Source organism: Streptomyces sp. NPDC056296 (assembly GCF_042268605.1).
Taxonomy (GTDB): Bacteria; Actinomycetota; Actinomycetes; order Streptomycetales; family Streptomycetaceae; genus Streptomyces.
Genome location: NZ_JBHJRX010000016.1, coordinates 22,874 through 44,031 on the forward strand (window position 1 = coordinate 22,874; position 21,158 = coordinate 44,031).

Below are 21,158 nucleotides of genomic sequence, written 5' to 3' on the forward strand. Positions count from 1 at the left end.
TCCGCCGCGCCGGCCCCATCACGGCCGACGCGCCCCCCTCCCCCGCCCCGGTGGTGTCGCCACCACCACCGTCCCTCCCCGTTCCGAGCAGTCGGCAGGAGCCGCAGGCATGACGTTCGACTCCCTGATCAACGAGAACGAGTACTTCCCCTCGTTCTATCTGGACGACATCCTGCCCAAGGAGCTGGCGAGCGGTCCGCTGAAGGAGTGGGCGGCGCTGGAGCGGCAGGGTGCGACCACGCCCCGGCAGGCGCTGCGCGACCTGACCCGCCCGTACATGGACGTACGGGCCGTGCTCGGTCCGGAGGCGGACAAGTACAACCGGCTGCCGTACGCGCCCGACATGGCCGCGCAGCTCGCGGCGACCGAGGTACTGCGAGCGGCCGGCCCCGACGCCGATCCTCCGGCCTTCCAGCCCGCGGAGCCCGTCACGGACGACTCGGACGACCCGGACGAGCCGTACGTACCGGATGTGGAGGACGAGTGGCGCGAGGCGCTGGACGGCTGGCACCGCCGGCTGCTGTCCGCCCTCGGGTTCACCCCCTCCCCCGGGCACTTCACCGTCCGTACCCCGACCGGGCCCGTCGCCGCCCCCGTCGCCCACCACGAGCCCGGGATCGTCGTCCTGACGGGCGGGTTCGCGGAAGATCTGGACGCCACCCGGGGCGACGGCACCGCGAACCTGCTGCCGGTGCCGGTGCGGGTGTCCGCGTCGAAGACCCTCACCACCGTCCGTGAACTGGCGTCCTGGCTGCTCAACGCCGAGAACGCGCCCCGCTACGCGCTGCTGCTCTTCGGCGGCGTGGTGGTCCTCGCCGACCGGCACGCCTTCTCCCGGGGCCGCTACCTGGCGGTACGGCTGGACACCGCGCTGCCCCGCAAGGCCGCCAAGGGGGCGCGCGCGAACGAGATCGACCTGATCGCGGCGGTCTTCGCGGCCGATTCGCTGCGGCCCGGCGAGGGCGGCGCGGACGACGGCATCGCCCGGCTGGTCGCCGCCTCCCGGGACCACTCGGTGGGGGTCACCGCCGAACTCCGCGTCGGTCTGCAGAAGTCGGTGCAGCTCATCGCCAACGAGGTCCTGGAGCGGGCCCGTACCGAGCACGGCGTGCATCCCGAGGACCTGCCCGAGTGGCTGCCCGACGAGCTGCGTGAGCCGGGCGACCTGCCGCGCCTGCTCACCGAGGAGTCGCTGCGCTACCTGTACCGCATCCTGTTCCTGCTGTACGCGGAGGCTCGGCCGGAGCTGAACATCCTGCCGGTGAAGTCGGAGGCGTACGCCACCGGTTACAGCGTGGCCCGGCTGCGCGAGCTGGCCGTGCCGGACAAGCTGGGCAGCGCCTCCCGCCGCCGCCACCATTTCCACGAGTCGCTCGCCCTGCTCTTCGACCGGGTCTACCACGGCCATCCGCTGGCCGGGACCGTCACCGACCGTGCCTCGGCCTCCGTCCTCGCCGAGGAGGCGCCGGCGCTGGCCGACGACGACGGCCACGACGACGTCCGCGTGGAGGCCCTGCGCTCCCGCCTGTTCGACCCCGAGTCGATAAGGCTGGTCGGCCGCCGCGTCCCCTACCCGGACCGGGTGCGCCCCGACGGCTCTCCCGCCCCGGCGAAGCCGCTGGACCTGCGCCTGCGCAACGAGGTGCTCCACCAGGTGCTGCGCCATCTGACCCTGGTGGAGGGCAAGGGCAACAAGGGACGCGGAGGCTTCATCAGCTACGCCAACCTGAGCATCGACCAACTCGGCGCGGTGTACGAGGGCCTGATGGCGTACTCGGGTTTAGTCGCCACCGAGCCGCTGTACGAGGTCGCCAAGGGCGGCGACCCGGAGGGCGGGAGCTGGCTGATCAATCAGGCGCAGGTGCGTTCCGGACTGTATCCGGACACGCCGGGTGACAGCGTCTTCGTCAAGGCGGACGGCATCAATCCGGAGACCGGCGTACCGGACTCGGTGGTGCACCCGGTGGGTTCGTACGTCTACCGGCTGGCCGGCCGTGAGCGGCAGACGAGCGCCTCCTACTACACCCCGAAGTCTCTCACCGAGGCCACGGTGGAGCAGACCCTGCGCTTCCGGCTCGACGACAAGGGCCGGATCGACCCCCGTGAGCCGGAGAGGTCCCGGGTCACGGCCGCCGAGGTGCTGCGCTGGCGGGTGTGCGAACCGGCCCTGGGCTCGGGCGCGTTCCTCAACGAGGCCGTGAACCAGCTCGCCGAGCTGTACCTGAGGCTGGCCCAGCACGAGCGGGGCGAGCAGATCGACCCGGAGGAGTATCCGCGCGAGCTGCAGAAAGCGAAGGCCTACATCGCCCTGCACAACGCCTACGGCGTCGACCTGAACCGTACGGCGGTGGAGCTGGCGGAGATCTCGCTGTGGCTGAACACCATGTACCCCGGTATGCGGGCCCCTTGGTACGGGCTGCACCTGCACCGGGGCAACTCGCTCGTCGGCGCGTCGCGGAAGGTGTACCCGGGCAAGGGGCTGAGCGAGGGCGGCTGGCTGAAGGCCGGGGACCAGCAGCAGCCGCGTGTGCTGCCGTTCCCGCAGAAGCTGCCGGGGCGGTCGGTGCACCAGTTCCTGCTGCCGGCGCTGGGCTGGGGCTCGGTCGCCGAGTCCGTGTCGGTGCGCAAGCCGAAGAAGCACGCGGCGGACCAGACGCCGGTGAGTGTGGTGGCCGGGGCGGTCGCCCAGTGGCTGGAGCCTGAGCGGATCGAGGCGCTGAAGCGGTGGCGGTCGCGCATCCGGCGGGCGCCGGAGGGCGTGAAGACGTCGAAGCGGGCGGGTTCGGCTGCGGGTGCGAGTACGTCGGCTGCCGCGCAGGTGGTGCGGGCGACGCCGCAGGAACGGGCCGCGAAGTCGGAGGCGCGGTCCGGGCAGGGCGCGTTCGAGCTGGGGCTGGAGATCTGGGAGCAGGCGGGGCTGGACTTCGGCGGTTCCGGGGAGCCGGAGAGTTCCGGTGGCGCGGAGGGTTCCGGGGGCTCCGGTGCGCAGGCCGTCCCGGCCGCTTCCGTGCCATCGGCTCGTGCGGCGCGGGCGGCGCGGTCCCAGGTGTCCGCCCGGACCGCCACCGCCGGCGATGAGGACGACGAAAGGCCCGGCGGGCGGTCCCAGACCGGCCGGCTGATGGCGCTGGCCGAGCGGGTGGAGTACCTGTGGGGCCTGGTACGGCTCCGTCTGGAACTCTCCGAGCGGGAGATCTCGCGGCAGGTTCCGGTGTGGGGCGCGGACGCGCCGTCCGGTGAGACGGGCGCCAGGCCGGTCATGGACCGTGCGGCGGTCGTCGCGGCCCTGCACGCGCCCGGCAGCCCGTACTGGCGGCTGCGGCAGCTCATGGACGCCTGGTGCGCCCTGTGGTTCTGGCCGTTGGAGCAGGTCGCCCTGCTGGACGGCACGGCACCGGACTACTTTCGTGACGGCCGGGACCTGAAGAAGGCTCCTCGGGGTGGCGGTGACCGCCGGGTGGCCCTGCGGTCGCTGGACGACTGGATCGAGTTCGCCGAGGCCCTCGTCGGCCGCGTCGACGCCGACTCCGAGGCGGAGGCCAGGGCCAAGGGGACGACCTCGCTCTTCGAGATGCCGAAGGTGACCGGCCTGCGGGACCTGGACACCTTCGAGCAGGAACTCGACGGGCGGATGACCCGGCTGTCGGCCTGGGTGTCCTTCCTCGACCTGGGCGACCTGTTCCCGTGGCACGGGACGGCCGTGCAGATCGCCCGGGACCGGGGGTTCTTCCACTGGGAGCTGGACTTCGCCCACGTGTTCGCGGAGGGCGGGTTCGACGTGATGGTGGGGAATCCGCCGTGGGTCAAGCAGGAGTGGAAGGAGAGCGAGGTCCTCGCCGAGTTCGAGCCGTGGTTCGAGCTGGCGGAGAAGCCGGGCAACGAGGCGTGGGCCGAGCGGAAGTCGGCGGTGCTGGAGCGGGGGGATGCGCGGGCGGCGTTTCTGGGGGAGCTGGCGGGGGCGGCGGGGACGACCGAGTTTCTGGCTTCGCCGGACACCTGTCCGGAGCTCGTCGGGACGCAGCCGGATGTGTATCGGGGGTTCATGCTGCTCTCGTGGAGGGCGACGGGAGAAAGAGGAGCCGTGGGGCTCATTCACCCGTCCACTCATCTGACGGGGGCAAAAGAAGGCCCCTTGCGGCGCGCCGCCTATCAGCATCTCCGTCTGCACGCCGACTTCGTGAACGAGCTTTACCTCTTCGCCAAGCCGGTCGACCACAGCACGCATTTCAGCGTGAACGTCTACGGCAGGAAGCGGGCCATCGGGTTCCAGCATCTGAGTTGGCTGGTTCACCCATTGGTCTTGTCCGAGTCATTGCGTCACGACGGCAAGGGCGATGCCCCCGGCATCAAGCACGCGGGAAGCTGGGACCAACGGCCCCATCTGAAGCGCGTCGTGTCCGTGAGCACGTCTACGCTCACCGACTGGCAGAAACTGACAGGAGACAAGGAGGGGCCCGCTGAAGAAGCCAAGCTGCTGTTTCCCGTGACGGTGTCCGAGGAGTCGGCCATCTCGGCACTGGCCAGGTGGCCGCACCGGCTCGGGGCGCTCCGGCCGCGCATCAGTCGCGGTTTCGACGAGAAGAACGACCGCACGGCGGGCTACTTCACCTGGGATTCCGGCCCTGCGGAGAACTGGGAGGACGTGATCCTCCAGGGGCCGTTCTTCGGCATCGCCACGCCGTTCGCGAAGCGGCCGGTGGAGGGTGCGCGGACTTCGCTTCAGATGGAGCCCTGGGATGTCGCGGGGCTTGCGGAGGACGCGGTGCCGCGTACCAATTACCGGCGACCGGACAGTTGCACGCGTGGCACCTATTTCGCGGCCCTGGGACGCCGCACGTGGGTGGATGGAGAGCTACAGAAAGAGCTGACGACTGACGACCGCGTAGGCGAACTCCTTGCCGCTCTGGAGACCGAGCAGGAGCGACAGGCGACTCTGCTTGAGTGGTCGTCGCGCCCCTACAGCCGGTTCACACGGCTGGCATGGCGGCGTCAGATCGCTTCAAACACGGAGCGCAGCTTGTTCGCGGGACTCGTTCCGTCTGGCCCGGCGCATGTCAACGCCGTACACAGCATGTCGTTGCCCACCGAACTCGATACGGTGTTGTGCGCCGGTTACTGGTCTGCATTGCCGCTCGACTATTTCCTGCGTGCAACGGGTCGCTCAGACTTGCAGGTAGGGGAAGCGCCAGTCATGCCTGCTCATACTTCTGGCCACCCCCTCACCTCAGCCCTTCTTATCCGAACCCTGCGCCTCAACGCCCAGACGAACGCCTACGCACGGCTCTGGTCCAAGCTGTACGAAGCCTCCTGGGCCGACGACGACTGGGCGGCAAAGGACGAGTGGCCGTCCGCCCGTCCGAGCCTCTCCACAGGCGTCGGTCCCGACTGGACGCGTGACACCCCACTCCGCTCCGAGTTCGACCGGCGTGCCGCTCTGGTCGAGATCGACGCGCTCGTGGCTGTGTGGCTGGGCATCAGCGCGGAGGAGTTGGTCGCGATGTACCGGGCCCGGTTCCCCGTGCTTCAGCAGTATGAGGAGAACATGTGGTTCGACGCCACGGGGCGGAAGATCGCCAAGGCACATCAACAGCACGGCTATGGCCAGCCCAAGGACGCGTGGAAGCAACTCAGTTCACATGACGACTTCCCGTTCGAGGGCAAGGTGCCCGAAGGATACGAAGGCCCGCTGTACCCGGCGAACCGGGTGAAGGAGATGCAGGCCGCGCACGCGGAGTTCACGCGCCGGATGCGGGCCGTCGGGTGGGAGCCGGGCGACACCGAGCCGCCCGGAAGCAGTGGGGAGTAGGACTTCGGCGCCGCATAACGTGAGCCCTGCCACCGAGACGGGTGGCAGGGCTCATGTCCTGCGGTGCGTCACACGCTCAGGTCCGTGACGGCCAAGGCGACCAGCCCGGCCCACGCCTGTGGGGAGACGGTCACGATCGCGTCCGTCGGTCGCTTCGAGTCCCGTACGCGGACCGTTCCGGGGGCGGCTGCGACCTCCACGCACTCGCCGCCTTCTCCACTGCTGTAGCTGCTCTTGATCCACGCCAGATCATTCGTGTTCGTCATGCCGCCGTTCATCCCTCTCCCAACCGCTTCTCGATGAAGGCCATCGAGTCACGTGGCGTCAGTGCCTGCGCTCGCAGGATGCCGTACTGCGCCTCGATGTCTCGGACTGCCTCTCGCTCGGTGTAGAGACGACTGTGACGCTGCACCTCCACATAGGCGATCCTGCGCCCTTCATGCGTTTCGATCAAGGTGAACGGCCCTGCCAAGCCGCTGTGTTCCTCTCGATCGTGCGGCATTACTTGGATGACGACGTTGCGCCGTTGACCGTGGAGGAGGATCTGCTCCAACTGCCCCCGCATGACGCGCTGTCCACCGATCGGCCTCGTGAGCACTGCCTCCTCGATCACGAAGCTCAAGGTCGGCAACGTCTTGCGCGAGAAGATCTCTTGGCGGGCCAGCCGTGCTGAAACACGCTGCTCGATCGTGTCCTCGTCCAACAAGGGACGACGCATCCCGAACACCGCTCGTGCGTACTCCTCGGTCTGCAACAGGCCCGGTACAGCCAGGGCGGCGTAGAGATGCAGCTCAACGGCGACGGCCTCCAACTTCGCCGCATCCCGGAAGAACGCCGGATACTGCGCCCGAGCCACCTCCTCCTTCAACGCCAACAACACCCCACCCGCCCCCAGCACCTCGTCCGCCCGCTCGATGAACCGGGGCGGCGGGATGCGGCGCCCCTGTTCGTAGGAGGCGATGCTGGAGGCCGAGTAGCCCAGCCGGCTGCCCAGTTCCGCGCGCTCCATGCCCGCCGCCGTTCTCAGCAGCTTCAGCTGGCGGCCGAACGCGGCCACCACCCCCGTACCCGGATCGTCCTCCGGCCGGGAGCCCGTCTCCCCCGCCGTGTCGTCCACGTCCGTGCCCAGTTCCGTCGGCTCCATCGGCCCTCACCCGCCCGTCCCGTACGCCCAGCCCCGCCGACAACGTCGCCGACGGCCGCGTACAACCCGCCCGCGTCAGCGCGTCACCACTGGTCACGCTACGCGACCGGGCCGAATCCTGTCCGCATGACGAAGGAAGCCACCTCTCCCACCACTCTCACCGGTGACCCCGAACCCCTCATCCCCGTCCGCCACTTCGGGATGCGGTTCAGCTGCACCCCACGCGGCGCCCGGCTCGCCCGGCGGCTGGCCGGGGTGCGACTGGACGCGTGGGGGTGGGCGTACGGCACGGCCGCGCACGACGACGTGACGCTGATCGTCGCCGAGCTGTGCGCCAACGCCGTGCGGCACGCACGGGTGCCCGGCCGGGACTTCCGGCTGGACCTCGGCGCGCACCCCGCCCCCGACCCCGCCCCCGCCGGGAGGCCCGTCGTCCTCCGCGTCGCCGTCACCGACACCGTCGGCGAGCGGCTCCCCGTCACCCGTCCGGTCCGGCCGCTGGACGACACCGGGCGCGGACTGGCGATCGTGGCGGCGCTCGCCGCCCGTTCGGGATGGCGGCCCCGGGAGGGCGGGGCGCCGGGGAAGACCGTGTGGGCGGAGTACGCGGCACCGGTCCCCTCCTGACGGGCGGGACGCCGGTCGGGTCCGGCAGGCCCCTCACCAGTCCGTTCCGGCTGATTCGTTCCTTACTGTCAGTGCGCGCACGTAAGGTGGTGGAGATCGTGTGCGGGGCGGCGGGGCCGGGGGAACCGTCGGCGGGCGTCCCGTGTCTGGCCGTACGGGAGGGGCGCGACCGCCATGAGACCCACACTCGCCGCGCAGGCGCTGCGCGACACGGCGGTCGAGTACCTGACCACCACGTTCGCGCTGGCCGAACCGGCCACGCAGGAGGCGCTCACCGACTTCCTCACCGATCCGGCCGACGGGCTCTTCCGGGGGCCGTACCTGCGCATCCGGCGGCCGTTCCGGTCCGCGCCCGGCGGCTGGGAGCGGCACCTGGACTGGTGGCAGGACGGTTTCCGGCCGTACGCGCACCAGGCGGAAGCCTTCGCGCGGCTCACCACCAAGGACGGGCATGCTCCCCGGCCCACGCTGGTGACGACCGGTACGGGGTCCGGGAAGACCGAGTCGTTCCTGGTGCCCGTGATCGACCACTGCCGCCGGGAGCGGGCGGCGGGACGGGCCGGCGTCAAGGCGGTGCTGCTGTATCCGATGAACGCGCTCGCCGGGGACCAGGCGGGGCGGCTCGGCAGGCTGCTGGACGAGGACCCGCGGCTCGCCGAAGTGACCGCCGGGTTGTACATCGGCGAGGCGAGCGCCCGGGGGACGGCCTCCCCGTACGGGCGGGTGATGGTGGACCGGTCGGAGATACGCCGTAATCCGCCGGACATCCTGATCACCAACTACAAGATGCTGGACCTGCTCCTCCAGCGGCAGCTCGACGCCCCGCTGTGGGCGGACGCGGACCTCGCGTACGTGGTGATCGACGAGTTCCACACGTACGACGGCGCGCAGGGCACGGACGTGGCGATGCTGCTGCGGCGGCTGGGCTCGGTCGCGGGGGCGGCCGAGGAGGGGCGGCCGCTCGGGTCGGTGTGCCCGGTGGCGACGTCGGCGACCCTCGGCGAGTCCGGTCCGGAGACCGATCCGCAGACCGCGGGGGCCGGCGGGGCGCGGGCCATGCTGGACGTGGCCTCGCGGGTGTTCGGCACGTACTTCCCCGACGACGCGGTGATCGGGGAGGACCGGCGGGAGCCGGGTGCCTCCTGAAGCCGCTGGACGTCTCGCTGCCCGTGCCGCCGCCCGGCGAGGTGGCCGCGCTGCCCGACCCGGCGGCCACGGCCGGCGGGATGGACCGGCTGGCGCGGGCCGTGCTCGGTTGCGACGCGTCCGACGCCCGGGAGCTGGGGCGTCGGCTGCTCGCGCACCCGGTGACCCACGACCTGCTGGCCACGGGGGTGGATCAGCCCCTCACCTTCGAGGAGGTGCTGGGGGGCTTCCCGGCGAGTTCGCCCTGGCGTCTTGCGGTGGAGCGGGACCCGGTGACCGCCGTGGAGGCGCTGGCCCGGTTCGTGGCGCTGGTCTCCGAGGCCCGCGACCCGGACGCCCCGGACGGGGAGCGGCGGCCCCTGCTGCTGGTCGAGAGCCACCTGTGGGTGCGGTCGCTGTCGCGGGTGCTGCGGTTCGTGGCGCCCCGGCCGGTGTTCTCCTGGTCGGACGCCGACCAGGCCGCCGCCTTGGCCGTGGCGTCGGCCGCGCAGGAGGAGCGGCGGCGTTCGGTGCGGCGGTCGGGACGGCTGCCGTCGGCGTACTGCCGGCACTGCGGGCGGTCCGGCTGGAGCGCCGTGTGCCCCGAGCGCAACCCGTCCGAGCTGGTGACCGCCCCCGACGACGTCTACCGGCTGAGCGCGGGCGGCGGCGCCGGGAAGGCCCGGGTGCGGGCGATGATCGCGGCGACGCCCGCCGAGGCGGCCGAGGAGGCCCGCCGGGCCCTCGCGCGGGCCCGGCGGCGGCGCGGTGCGGCCTCGCGGGACGCGAGCGTGCTCGTCCTGGAGGACAACGGGGAGCGGCTGCGGCCCGTCGACCCGGACGAGGTGCTGCTGCCCGGCGACCGGATCGCCGACGCCCCGGACAACGGGGTGTTCGTCAAGATGTGGTATCTCCAGTCGGACGCCGACGAGTTCGCCCGGCAGGACCGCTGCCCGGCCTGCGGTCAGGCGCAGGGCATCCGCTTCCTCGGCGCGGGCGTCGCGCCGCTCGCTTCTGTGGCGGTCACCCAGTTGTTCACCGGTGGCGAGCTGCCCGCGAGGGACACCGACGGGAACGACCGGCGCCGCACCCTGGTCTTCAACGACTCGGTGCAGGACGCGGCGCACCTGGCCGGGTTCGTGGCGAGCCGGGCGTGGAAGTTCTCCCTGCGTTCGCTGGTGCACGAGCAGCTGACCGAACAGGCTGCGGGGAACGCGGAGTTCGCGAAGGACGGTGTGCCGCTGAACGAGCTGATCGCGGCGCTGGTGCGGCGGGCGTCGGTGGACAAGGAGAAGCTGCTGGCCTCCGTCGTCCCGCCGGACCTGCACGACGTGGACGGGGTGCGTCGGCTGCTGGCCGGGCGGAAGCGGCTGCCGAAGGGCACGTGGAATCTGGTCGGGGAGCGTCTGGCCTTCAACACGCTGCTGGAGTTCGGGCTGCACGCCCGGCTCGGCCGCACCCTGGAACTGACCCGGACCGTGGCCGCCGAGGTCCACCTGCCCGACCCGGGGACGGCGGCCAGGACCGCCGAGGCCCTCTACGAGGATGTCCTGCGGCAGCAGCTGCCGTTCGACGAGGCGGCACCGGCCGAGGGAGCTGCTGCCCGCCCGGAAGGCGGGGACGGCGGCCCGGACGCGGGCGTACCGGCCGGGGTGCCCGCGTCCGGGCCCGAACGGCTGCGCCGCTTCGAGGGGTTCGTGCGCGGGCTGCTGGAGCACATCAGGGTCAGCGGCGGGATACGGCACGCCTGGCTGGACACCTTCATCCGCGAGGAGGGCCGCAACCGCTACAGCGTGTGGGGCGGTCGCCCGGAGGGGATGCAGGCGTTCGGGCGGGGCTCCGAGGCCCCGGCGTTCGTCCTCGTCGGCGCACGGGCCGGCCGGAGCGACTTCGAACGGGTCGACACCCGGGAGAGCTGGTACACCGACTTCACGGCCCGCTGCCTGGACCTGGACCGCTCCCTGGCCGGCGACTACCTGGCCAGGCTGCTGCCCCGGCTCGCCGAACCGGGCATCGGCGCGCTGGCGTACCGGCGTACCGGCGAGCAGCGCGCCGGACGCGGCCAGGACCGGGCCGGGGTGTACGGGCTGACCCCCGGGCACGTCCGGGTGCGTCCGCTCGCCGACGACGAGACGGCCGACGCCGCGCTGGTGTGCCGCGAATGCGGCTGGACGCAGACCGTGCCGCCGGAGCGGGTCGGGGTGTGGGCGGGGCTGCCCTGTCCGCTCAAGGGCTGTGCCGGCGCCCTGCGGCGGCCCCCGGCGGCGGACGCGGGGCGGGCCGGACGTGACTTCCGCGGCGACTACTACCGCCGTCTGTACCGGGAGGCCGACCCCTACAGCGTGGTCGCGGCCGAGCACACCGGCGTACTGACCCGCAGGGAACGCGAACAGGTCGAGAAAGGGTTCCGCGAAGGGGTGCGGCACACCGACCCCAACGTGCTGTCCTGCACGCCCACCCTGGAGCTCGGTATCGACATCGGCCAGTTGGAGGCGGTGCTGCTGGCCTCCCTGCCGCCGACGACCGCGGCGTACGTACAGCGGTCCGGCCGGGCGGGGCGCTCCACCGGCAACGCGCTGCTGGTGTCCCTCGCCGACACCAGCCCGCGCTCCCTCTACCACCTGGCCGAGCCCCGGCATCTGATCGCCGGGCGCATCCTTCCGCCGGGCTGCTTCCTGTCCGCCAGCGAGCTGCTGCGCCGTCAGTTCACCGCCCATCTGCTCGACCTCGCGGGGCGGGGCAGACTGGAGGGCGTGCTGCCGCTGCCCGACCGGGCGACGGCGCTGTTCGGTCCGGCGGGCTGGCTGCGCCACTTCGGGCGGGCCGTCGTCGGCCGGACCGACCTGGTGGACGACTTCCTGCGGCTGTTCCCCGAGGTCGAGGGGGTCCCCGACTCGGGAGCCTCCCGTGACGCCCACAAGGAGCTGCGCCGTTACGTGGAGCCGCTGCCCGACGCCGGTGACGCGGCGGCGGCGCGGTCGCCCGAGCGGTGGCTGGCCTGGCGGCTGCGGGACGCCGAGAGGGTCTGGGAGGCGGAGCGGGCGGAGCTGGTGGACCGGCTCGCCGCGATCGCCGAGGCCGCCGAGGCGTTGCACGACACGGTCGAGGACGAGGCCCGCGAGAAGCGGACTCTCGGCCGTGAGGCCGGGGCCGTGCGCGGGCAGTTGCAGACCCTCGCCCAGTCCGGCGCGCAGGCGTTCCTCGTCGAGCGGGGGCTGCTGCCCAACTACACCCTGGTGGAGAACGGCGTCCGGCTGGAGGCGGTCCTCACCCGCAAGGAACCGGCCCGGCGGGCCCGGGGGGCGGACGCGGAGCGCGCGCCGAAGAGCCAGTGGCGCACCGAGACACGCCTGTACCAGCGGCCCGCCGAGGCCGCGCTGACCGAACTGGCGCCGGGCAACTCGTACTACGTACTCGGCTACCGGCACGAGGTCGACGGGTTCGACCTCGGCGTCCGGCCCCGCGGCGGCGAGCAGACCAAGGACGGCACCGGGGAGGAGAGCCGGCCGGCGATCGCGGTGTGGCGGGTGTGCCCGGAGTGCGGTCACGTCCGCACCGGACGGGACGCCGAGGCGGACACCTCGCCGTGCCCGCGCTGCGCCGGACCCGGCATCGGCGGCCGGTCAGCGCGGTTCTCGGTGATCGTGCCGCGCAAGGTCACCTCCCGCGACCGGCGGGACGACGCCCGGATCATCGACGACCAGGAGTCCCGCAGCCGCCGCTACCACTCGACGGTGACGGCGGTCGACGTCGACCCGGCGGCGGTCAAGGAGAGCTGGCGGCACGAGAGCGCCGTCTTCGGGTTCGACCACGTACGGGAGGCGGTCGTACGCCGTTTCAACCTGGGCAGGGCCAGGCCGGGGCGGCGTCCGGACACGTTCTTCGCCGGGCGTGAGGTGAGCGTCAGCCCGTTCACCGTGTGCCCGCTGTGCGGCGGGGCCACCGACCGGGATGCGGGGCATCCGCCCGTGCAGGAGCAGGTGAGCGAGTCGATCGCGGCCCGGCCCGAGCTGGCGCACCACCGGCCCTGGTGTCCCACCCGTCGCCGGGCCCGGCCCGTTCAGGCGGCGGACGCGCGGGTGATCACGTGCGCCGAACACCGCACCGAGGCGCTGCGCGTCCTGCTGCCGGCCGCGACGCTGCAGGTCCCCGAGCGGCTCGCGTCGTTCTCCGCCGCGCTCCACCTCGGCCTCGCCCTGCGCTACGGCGGCGACCCCGCGCACATCCGCTCCGCCCCGACCGGCGAACCGGACCGGGCGACCGGCCTGACCCGCAACCACCTGGTGCTGTACGACTCCCTGCCCGGGGGCACCGGCTACCTCCAGCGGCTCGTCGAACACGACGGCGAGGAGTTCCGGGCCGTACTGGCCCGCGCCCAGGCCTATCTGCGGGACTGCCCCTGTGGGAAGGATTCGCGACGCCGCGCCTGCCACCTGTGTCTGCTCGGCTACGCGCCCGACCGGGACTACCCCCTGCTCGACCGGCGCGAGGCCCTGTGGATGCTGGACGACGTCCTCGGCGTGGACGGGCACAGCCGCTGGGACGTCCGCCGCGCCCGCAAGGAGGCGGACGGACGGGCCCGAGCCGGTGAGGGCGGCGGGGACGTGGACCGCCGACGTTTCGCGAAGCAGGCGCAGAGCGACCTGGAGCGGCGGTTCATCGACTGCCTGGACCGGTGGCTGGAGAGCGCCGCCGACGGCTCCGGGGTCGAGCACGAGGAGACGCCGACCGGTCGCCAGGGCAAGCGGTTCACCCTGCGCGGACGGGACGGTTCACCCGTCCACTGGGAGGTCGTCGCGCAAAAGCCGCTCGACGCCCACGGCACGGTCCCGGACCTGCTGCTGCGCCCCGCGGACGACACGGCCACCGGTGACGGGCCGCGCCCGGTACCGGTGGCCGTGTATCTCGACGGCTACCGCTGGCACGCCTCCGAAGCCGTCAACCGGATCGCCGGCGACGCGGCGAAACGCGCCCGCCTGCGGGCCGACGGCACGCTGGTGTGGCAGATCACCTGGGACGACGTCATCGCCTGGGAGAAGGAACTGCGCGAGCGGTCCGGGCGCGCCGGCGGCGCCGACGCGGACGAGGCGGCGGGAGCGCTCGCCCCCGCGCTGGCCGGGCCGCAGGCACGGGGCGCCTGGCCTCCGTACCCCGTGGACGACGACGACACGCCGGGCGGCAAGGCGCGTGCCCGGTGGGTGCGGCAGCGGCAGGACCCGGCGTACATGGACCGGCTGTTCGCCGGTGCGATCCCCGCACTGCTGGGGTTCCTGACCGACCCGGACCCGCGCCGGTGGCAGGTGCTGGCACGGCTCGCCGTGGCGGGCCTGATGAGCATGGCGCGGCGTGAGGACGTCGTCGACGCCGGGCCCGAGGCGGCGGTGCCGTGGGTGGAGGCCGCGCTGCGGGGCGGGGAACGCCCGGCGGTCGGCGGGGGCTCGGGCGGGCTGCGGCTGTATCCCGTACGCGACGGTTCGGGGCTGCCCCTGCTGCTGATCGGGGACTCCCGCGTCAGACCGCAGGGGCTGAGCGCGCTGGCGGTCCTCGACGACCGTCCGGAGGCCGTCGCCGGTGACGGTGCCGAGCACCGGCGGCGCTGGAAGGCGTGGCTGTGCTGGGGCAACGTCCTGCAGTTCCTGGACCCGTCGGGCGAAGGCCGGGCGGACGGACTGCAACTGGCCCGCACCGCGCTGGACGCCTTCGACGCGGGCCTGCTGGCCGCGACCGCCGGACAGGCGGGCGGGCTCCTGGCCGCCCTGCGCGAGGACCGGCAGGGTACCGGGCTGACCGATACCGGCGCGGTCCCGGCCGGGGGCGACGCGGAGCCCGGGCAGGGCGCCGGGGCGACCGGGGCCGAGACCGAGCCCCGGCGGGGTGCCAGGCCGACCGGGGCCGACACCGAGCCCGAGCAGGGCGCCGGGACGGCCAGGGCCGAGACCGAGCAGGGCGTCGGCGTCCGGCTCACGGGCTCCGGCACCGGTGCCGCGGTCGCTCACGGCGACGCCATCACGCCCACGGCTCTGGAGCGGACGACCGCCTGGCAACTCGTGCTGCGGGAGCTGTCGTACATGGGCGACCCGGCCGTCGAGAAGCTGGCGCTCGCGCTCGCGGAGCGGGGTGACGTACCGCCGCCCGAGGCCGGGTGGGACACGAGTGGAGTCTCCCGGCCGCTGGAACTGGCCTGGCCCGCGGCGAGGATCGCCGTCGTCCTGGCCGAGGACGCGCAGGACACCGGCTATCTGTCCGAGTGCCACGCCGCGGGCTGGCGGGTCGGGGACGCGGGTGCCTGGGACGAGACCGAGCTGGCCGCCCTGGTCCGTCAGGCGCGGTCCGGCGCGACGGACGAGGGAGGCGACGGAGCGTGAACACCCCGGTCAGGACACAGGTCATCCCGACCCCGCAGGCCAACGAGGACATCAAGGGCCTGGCTCCCGGCGACAAGAACGCCGTCGGCGACTTCGTCCGCAGGTTGCGCGACGACCGCTCCAACCGCGCTCTGCGGCTCACCCCGCTGCGGGACACGGGCCGCAACGGCCGGCTATTCCTCGCGAGGGTCGACAGCCGCGGGACGGCTCTGCTGCTGGAGACCGACGAGAACCGCTTCAGCCTCCTCGCCGTGCGGGTCGGCGACACGGCCCGCGACGAACTCGCCCGGATCACCGTGGAGATCAACGAGGTCTCCGGGGGCGTCGAACTCGTGGACCAGAGCGTGGTCAGCCGTGAGGTCGTCGCGCTCCCGCCCCGAGAGGACGCGGGCGACACCGGGGACGGGTTGCCGTCACCGGCCGACGGCACCGCTCATCCGGCCCCCCGGTCGCTGCCGGTGCCCCTGTTCGCCCGGCACGACGACACGGAACTGCTCCGCCTCGGCGTGTCCGCCTCGCTGCTTCCGGCGCTTCGGCGGATCACGGACCGGGCCCAGTTGGACGCGCTGCTGGGCCACAACCTCCCCGCTCTCACCCGCGACGTCCTGCTCGCCCTGAGCGACGGTATGGAGCCCGCCGACGTCCGGGTCCACATCACCGAGGCCTGGCGCGCCGACGACAAGGTGGATCCACACGACTGGGCGATGGCGGCACGCCGTCCGGTGTCCCGGGTCAGCACCGAGGACGCCGCCGTGCTCGACGCGCTCGGCGACGGATTCGAAGCCTGGCGGCTGTTCCTACACCCCGAGCAGCACCGCCTGGCCACCACCTCGTTCAAGGGGTCGGCCAAGGTGACCGGCGGCCCCGGGACCGGCAAGACGGTGGTGGCGCTGCACCGGGTGCGACACCTGGTGGACCGGCTTCCTTCGGGGCACACCAAGCCGGTGCTGCTCACCACGTACAACACCAACCTCGCCAAGGACCTGCGGGACAGGCTGTACCGGCTCGGCGGTGACGAGCTGGTGCGCCGGGTCGACGTGAAGTCGATCGACCGGCTCGCCCGCGAAGTCGTCCAGGAGACGCACCCCGGGTCCCCGCTCCCCCCTCCGCTGAGCGACGAGCAGGCGCTGAGCCTTTGGCACACCGTGTGCGCCGAGGCCGACGAGTACGCGTTCGACGCCGAGTTCCTGGACTGGGAGTTCAAACACGTGATCCTCGCCCTGGGGTGCGGCACCGAACAGATGTACCTCCGGGCCAAACGCGAGGGCAGGGGCGTTCTGCAGCGTCTCCCACGGCACCGGGTGTGGGAGCTGGTCCAGCGCTACCGGGCGCATCTGGACCAGCAACACCGCACCACGCACGCGCTCATCGCCGACGAGGCCGCCCGTGCGGAGGGCCGGCGGATGGCCAAGGTGACGGCGCAGGCCCGCTACAAGGCCGAACACGGTGGCCTCGACCTGATCCACCGCGAGGCCGGGAGCGGTATGTGGCTCAAGCCCCGTTACCGGCACGTGGTCGTGGACGAGGCGCAGGACCTGTCCGCCTCCCACTGGCGCATGCTGCGCGCGATGGTGACTCCCGGCCCTGACGACATCTTCCTGGTCGGTGACGCCCACCAGCGCATCTACGCCCATCAGGTGGTGCTGGGACGGCTGGGCATCAGCACGCCCGGCCGGGCCTCACGCCGGCTGACCCTCAACTACCGGACCACGCGCGAGATCCTGGGCAGCGCGCAGGGGCTGATGACCGGCGCGCGGTTCGACGACCTCGACGACAGCCCGGACACCCTCGACGGTTACCGGTCCGTGCTCACCGGACTGGCACCGCAGTACTGGCGTGCGCCCGACTGGCAGACCGAGATGCGGGCGATCGCCGTGCTTCTCAGGGAACGCCATGACCGTTACGGAACGCCCTACGCGGCGATGGCGGTCGGTGTCCCGTCGCGGGACGCGGCCAGGCAGTTGGCCGTCACCCTGGCGAACGAGCGGTACGGCATCCACGCCTGCGAGATCGGCAGGGACATCCCGGCAGGGGTTGACGCCGTGCGCATCGGCACGCTGCACGGCTTCAAGGGCCTGGAGTTCCAACGGGTTCTCCTCGCCGGGGTGAGCGAGGGCCTGATTCCGCATCAGCGGCTCGAAACCTACCGGCACGAACAGGTGGAACGCTACCGGCAGGAGGAACAGCGGTCCCGTTCGCTACTCTTCGTGGCGGCCACGCGGGCCCGCGACGAACTGGTGATCACATGGAACGGGAAGGCCAGCCGTTTCCTCCCGGAGCACGCCACAAGGAGCGCCGGGCACGCCACGGAACTTCTGGTGGACGACGGCCCGCCATCCGGTTCGGCAGCGGCATAGTCGGCCAGGACAAGCGGCTCGCACGGCCCGGCCGCTGCCGGCCCCTCCCGAACAACACGTAGCGGGGACCACTCCCCGGTTCAGCGTCGACGAGACGCTAGCAGGTGACCGGGGAGTGGTCCACGTTTGGGGGTGGGGCGGGCAGGGGTGTCATGTCACGTGCGTGCCAGGACCGTCCGCACGACTTGGCGCAGCATCGACTCCGGGTCCGGGGCCGGACCCGGGGAGCGCCACGCGACGAAGCCGTCGGGGCGGACGAGGACCGCGCCACCGCAGGTCACTCCGTGGGTCCTCGCCCAGTCGGTTTCGTCGTCGGCCGGGGACAGGTCGGCCTCCGGTGTCCCGCCCACGCGGTACGACTTCAGCGGGACCCGCATGTCGGCCGCCAGGTGTGTCGCCGCCTCGTGCCAACCGGTGGGCTGTGTCGCGTCGCTGAGCAGGACCAGGGAGTCCTCGTAGAGGTCCAGGGTGGAGATGCGGGCGTCGCTGTCGTCGCTGCGGCGGAGCCAGAGGTGGGGGGCCCTGCTGCCGGGGGCGCCGGTGAGGTCCAGGCCTTCCGGGACGACCGGCGTTCCCGGGTCGGCGCCGACCACGGCACCCTGGGGGTAGCGGTAGCCAAGGGCGACGTTGAGGATGCCGCGCTGCGGGCCTCCGCCGGGGCCGCCACCTGGACCGCCCATGGGGCCGCCCGCGTCGCCGCCTCCGGGGCCGCCCCCGGGGTTGCCGCCCGCAGGGCCACCGCCGGGACCACCCGCGGGACCACCAGGGCCGCCCGCGGGGGGACCACCAAGGCCGCCCGCGGGGGGACCACCAGGGCCGCCCACAGGGGGACCGCCAGGGCGGCCCATAGGGGGACCGCCCGCAGGGCCGCCGCCGGGACCGCCCGCAGGGCCGCCGCCGGGGCCGCCCTCGGGGCTGCCGGTCGGCCCCCCGCCCCCCATCCCCGGCGGTGGTGCGAAGCCCGGGTGGCTGTGTTCCACCGAGCGGCCCGCGGCTCGGGCGCTGGTGGCCTCCGCGACCGGGCGGCGTTCCGCGTCGTAGGTGTCCAAGAGGCCGTCGCCCGCCCAGCCCTCCAGGACCGCGGCGAGTTTCCAGGCGAGGTTGTGGGCGTCCTGGATGCCGGTGTTGGAGCCGAAGGCGCCGGTGGGGGACATCTCGTGGGCCGAGTCGCCGGCCAGGAGGACGCGGCCGGAGCGGTAGCTGCGGGCCACGCGCTGGGCGGCGTGCCAGGGGGCCCTGCCGGTGATCTCGATGTCGAGGTCCGGGTCGCCGATCGCGCGGCGGATGTGGGCGACGCAGCGCTCGTCGGTGAAGTCCTCGACGGTTTCGCCCTGTTCGGGGTGCCAGGGGGCGTGGAAGACCCAGTTCTCGCGGTTGTCCACGGGGAGGAGGGCTCCGTCCGCGTCCTCGCTGGTCAGGTAGCAGACGATGAAGCGGCGGTCGCCGACGACGCCGGCGAGGCGGCGGGAGCGGAAGGTGATGCTGACGTTGTGGAAGAGGTCGCCGGGGCCGCTCTGACCGATGCCGAGCTGCTCGCGGACGGGGCTGCGGGGGCCGTCGGCCGCGACCAGGTAGTCCGCGCGGATGGTGGTGTGCTCGCCGGTCTCCCGGCTCTTGACGATGGCCGTGACGCCGTCGGTGTCGGCCTCGAAGGAGAGCAGTTCGGTGCCGAAGCGCAGGTCGCCGCCGAGGTTGGTGGCGTGGGTGAGGAGTTCCGGCTCCAGGTCGTTCTGGGAGCACAGGCACCAGGAGCTGGGGCTGAAGCGGGCCAGTCCGCCCCCTGCGTCCATCTCCTTGAACAGCCACTCCCCCGCGTCACCGACCAGAGTGGGCGTCTGGAAGATGCCGTGGTTCTCGGCCAGGGTGGCGGCGGCCTTCCTGATGTCCGGCTCGGTGCCGGACACGCGGAAGATTTCCATGGTGCGGACGTTGTTGCCGCGTCCGCGGGGGTGGATGGAGGTGCCGGCGTGGCGCTCCACCAGGGTGTGCCGGATGCCCAGCCGCCCCAGGAAGACCGAGGTCGACAGGCCCACCAGGGATCCGCCGACGATGAGGACCGGGACGCGGTGGACCCCGCCCCCGGGGGCGGCTCCGCCGGACCGATCGGCTCTTTCGTTCATTGTTCGTCCTCCGTTGTGACGGACGTCCGTCCCGTGTCGTGACGGACGTCGTCTTCCGTTGTGACGGACGTGGTCCTTCGTCGTGACGTACGTCGTCCTCGGTGCTGACGGACGTGCGCGCTCCGTACATCGGACCGTCGTCGCGTGACTCGCCCCGCGACGGGTGTGCGCCGGGGGTCTTCATGCATGCCCCCTGCGGCCCGCGGCGGCTCAGGCTTCACCCGCTTAACCCTCCTGGTTCGCGGTCCCCGCGGGCACGGCTCACGATCGTGCTTACTGCGACCGCCGCATCACGCCGGAGCAATGGCGCACGCCGCGACGATCGCCCCAGTCCACGAGGAAGTTCCCGGAGAAGAGGTGGGCCGGATGACGGTCTCTCCCGTCGTAGCGACGGATACCGTGTCGGCAGATGCCCTGACCACAGACGCCACGGCGGTATCGGCCGCCGTGGCCGCGGACGCGGTCGGCGTGTCGGTATCCGCGTTCGACGGATCCCGCGTGCGGGTCGTCCTGATGCTGGACATCCACGACGGAATGCAGCAGGAGTTCCTGGACGCCTACGACGGCATCCGCGACCGGGTCGCCGCCGTTCCGGGACATGTGAGTGACCAGCTGTGCCAGTCGGTGGACAATCCCACCCAGTGGCTCCTCACCAGTGAGTGGGAGAGCGCGGAACCCTTTCTGGCCTGGGTCAACAGCGAAGAGCACCTGGACACCGTCGAGCCGCTGCAGGACTACGTCCGCGACACCCACTCCCTGCGCTACAGCGTGCTGCGGGAGACCGCCGGTGAACAGCCCCCGTCCGCCGCGGCCGGTGAGCCGCTGCGGGCCGCTCCACGGATCGGGAGCAACGTCGTACGGCACGCCCTGACCTTCACCGTGCGGTCCGGCAGTGAGGAGGAGGTCGCCCGGCTGCTGGCCGGCTACGCGCCGCCCGACGCCCGCGTCGACGACTCCGGCCGGCTGCTCCGCACCTCGGTCTTCCTGCACGGCAACCGGGTCGTACGAGCCGTGGAGGTGCAGGGCGACCTGCAGACCGCACTGCGCCACGTCGCCCAGCAGCCCGCGGTGCGGGCCGTCGAGGAGGCCCTCAACCCGTACCTGGAGCAGGAGCGGGACCTCCGCGACCCCCGGGCCGCCCGGCGGTTCTTCACCCGGGCCGCCATGCCGGCCGTCCACCACGTGGCGTCCACCGACGAGGCGGACGCGCGTCGCCCGCAACGCGTCGCGCTGCTCTACCCGGTCCGCCCCGGCGCCGGTCCGGAACTGGCCCGGCTGCTGGCCCGCCAGGACGCGGCCGCCGCGCACGCACCGGACAACCCGGTCCTCGCCGTCACCGTGTTCCACCGTGACGACCTGGTCGTACGGCTCGTCGACATGGACGGCGACCCGGACGACGCGCTCGCGTTCGTCCTGGGTCTGCACAAGTCCGCCGACGCGTCCGCCGACGGGTCCCGGGCCGGCGGAGGTGCCGGGGTGGCCGTGGCCGAGCGGCTGCTGGACACGGCCGCCCTCGGCGTCGACGGGCCCCTGACGGAGGCCCGCACGCTGTCGCAGCTGCTCGCACGGGCCCGTATGACGCCGCTGACCGACCGGCGTTCGCCCGCCACCTGA

9 protein-coding genes are annotated in these 21,158 nt (G+C 72.7%); 6 read left to right on the plus strand and 3 right to left on the minus strand.

Annotated features, from left to right (window positions below; translation table 11 throughout):
• The first annotated feature begins 109 nt into the window (after nucleotides 1-109).
• Entirely contained in the window at nucleotides 110-5,806 is a 5,697-nt protein-coding gene (locus ACFCZF_RS14225) for an Eco57I restriction-modification methylase domain-containing protein (RefSeq protein ID WP_376671891.1), read from the plus strand.
• 68 nt (nucleotides 5,807-5,874) lie between these two features.
• Here the strand turns inward: ACFCZF_RS14225 and ACFCZF_RS14230 are convergent, their stop codons facing one another.
• Nucleotides 5,875-6,072, minus strand: a complete 198-nt coding sequence (locus tag ACFCZF_RS14230; protein WP_376671892.1) for a DUF397 domain-containing protein — start codon at nucleotides 6,070-6,072, stop codon at nucleotides 5,875-5,877.
• A gap of 8 nt (nucleotides 6,073-6,080) precedes the next feature.
• Nucleotides 6,081-6,950, minus strand: a complete 870-nt coding sequence (locus tag ACFCZF_RS14235; protein WP_376671893.1) for a helix-turn-helix domain-containing protein — start codon at nucleotides 6,948-6,950, stop codon at nucleotides 6,081-6,083.
• A gap of 126 nt (nucleotides 6,951-7,076) precedes the next feature.
• Between ACFCZF_RS14235 and ACFCZF_RS14240 the strand changes: the two genes are divergently transcribed.
• The 4 genes from ACFCZF_RS14240 to ACFCZF_RS14255 all read left to right on the plus strand — a co-directional run bounded on the left by ACFCZF_RS14240 (nucleotide 7,077) and on the right by ACFCZF_RS14255 (nucleotide 17,424).
• Nucleotides 7,077-7,577 (plus strand): ATP-binding protein, encoded by a 501-nt coding sequence (locus tag ACFCZF_RS14240; RefSeq protein WP_376671894.1) that lies wholly within the window; start codon nucleotides 7,077-7,079, stop codon nucleotides 7,575-7,577.
• Nucleotides 7,578-7,751: 174 nt separating this feature from the next.
• Nucleotides 7,752-8,723 carry a DEAD/DEAH box helicase gene (locus ACFCZF_RS14245; protein WP_376671895.1) on the plus strand — a complete coding sequence of 324 codons (972 nt, stop codon included), beginning with the start codon at nucleotides 7,752-7,754 and terminating at the stop codon, nucleotides 8,721-8,723.
• Nucleotides 8,724-8,746: 23 nt separating this feature from the next.
• Nucleotides 8,747-15,067 carry a Zn-binding domain-containing protein gene (locus tag ACFCZF_RS14250; RefSeq protein WP_376671896.1) on the plus strand — a complete coding sequence of 2,107 codons (6,321 nt, stop codon included), beginning with the start codon at nucleotides 8,747-8,749 and terminating at the stop codon, nucleotides 15,065-15,067.
• On the plus strand, nucleotides 15,064-17,424 hold the full coding sequence (locus tag ACFCZF_RS14255) for a UvrD-helicase domain-containing protein (protein ID WP_376671897.1): 2,361 nt from the start codon (nucleotides 15,064-15,066) through the stop codon (nucleotides 17,422-17,424). The genes ACFCZF_RS14250 and ACFCZF_RS14255 overlap by 4 nt, the downstream gene beginning before the upstream one ends.
• A gap of 155 nt (nucleotides 17,425-17,579) precedes the next feature.
• Here the strand turns inward: ACFCZF_RS14255 and ACFCZF_RS14260 are convergent, their stop codons facing one another.
• On the minus strand, nucleotides 17,580-19,544 hold the full coding sequence (locus ACFCZF_RS14260; protein ID WP_376671898.1) for an FAD-dependent oxidoreductase: 1,965 nt from the start codon (nucleotides 19,542-19,544) through the stop codon (nucleotides 17,580-17,582).
• A 366-nt stretch (nucleotides 19,545-19,910) separates the two neighbouring features.
• Here ACFCZF_RS14260 and ACFCZF_RS14265 point away from each other — a divergent pair, with 366 nt between their 5' ends.
• A complete protein-coding gene (locus tag ACFCZF_RS14265) occupies nucleotides 19,911-21,158 on the plus strand; it encodes a SchA/CurD-like domain-containing protein (protein ID WP_376671899.1) in 1,248 nt (415 codons plus the stop codon).

Coding starts and splice junctions, on each gene's coding strand:
- ACFCZF_RS14225 (WP_376671891.1), top strand. CDS start 110: ATGACGTTCGACTCCCTGATCAACGAGAACGAGTACTTCCCCTCGTTC.
- ACFCZF_RS14230 (WP_376671892.1), bottom strand. CDS start 6,072: ATGACGAACACGAATGATCTGGCGTGGATCAAGAGCAGCTACAGCAGT.
- ACFCZF_RS14235 (WP_376671893.1), bottom strand. CDS start 6,950: ATGGAGCCGACGGAACTGGGCACGGACGTGGACGACACGGCGGGGGAG.
- ACFCZF_RS14240 (WP_376671894.1), top strand. CDS start 7,077: ATGACGAAGGAAGCCACCTCTCCCACCACTCTCACCGGTGACCCCGAA.
- ACFCZF_RS14245 (WP_376671895.1), top strand. CDS start 7,752: ATGAGACCCACACTCGCCGCGCAGGCGCTGCGCGACACGGCGGTCGAG.
- ACFCZF_RS14260 (WP_376671898.1), bottom strand. CDS start 19,544: ATGAACGAAAGAGCCGATCGGTCCGGCGGAGCCGCCCCCGGGGGCGGG.
- ACFCZF_RS14265 (WP_376671899.1), top strand. CDS start 19,911: ATGACGGTCTCTCCCGTCGTAGCGACGGATACCGTGTCGGCAGATGCC.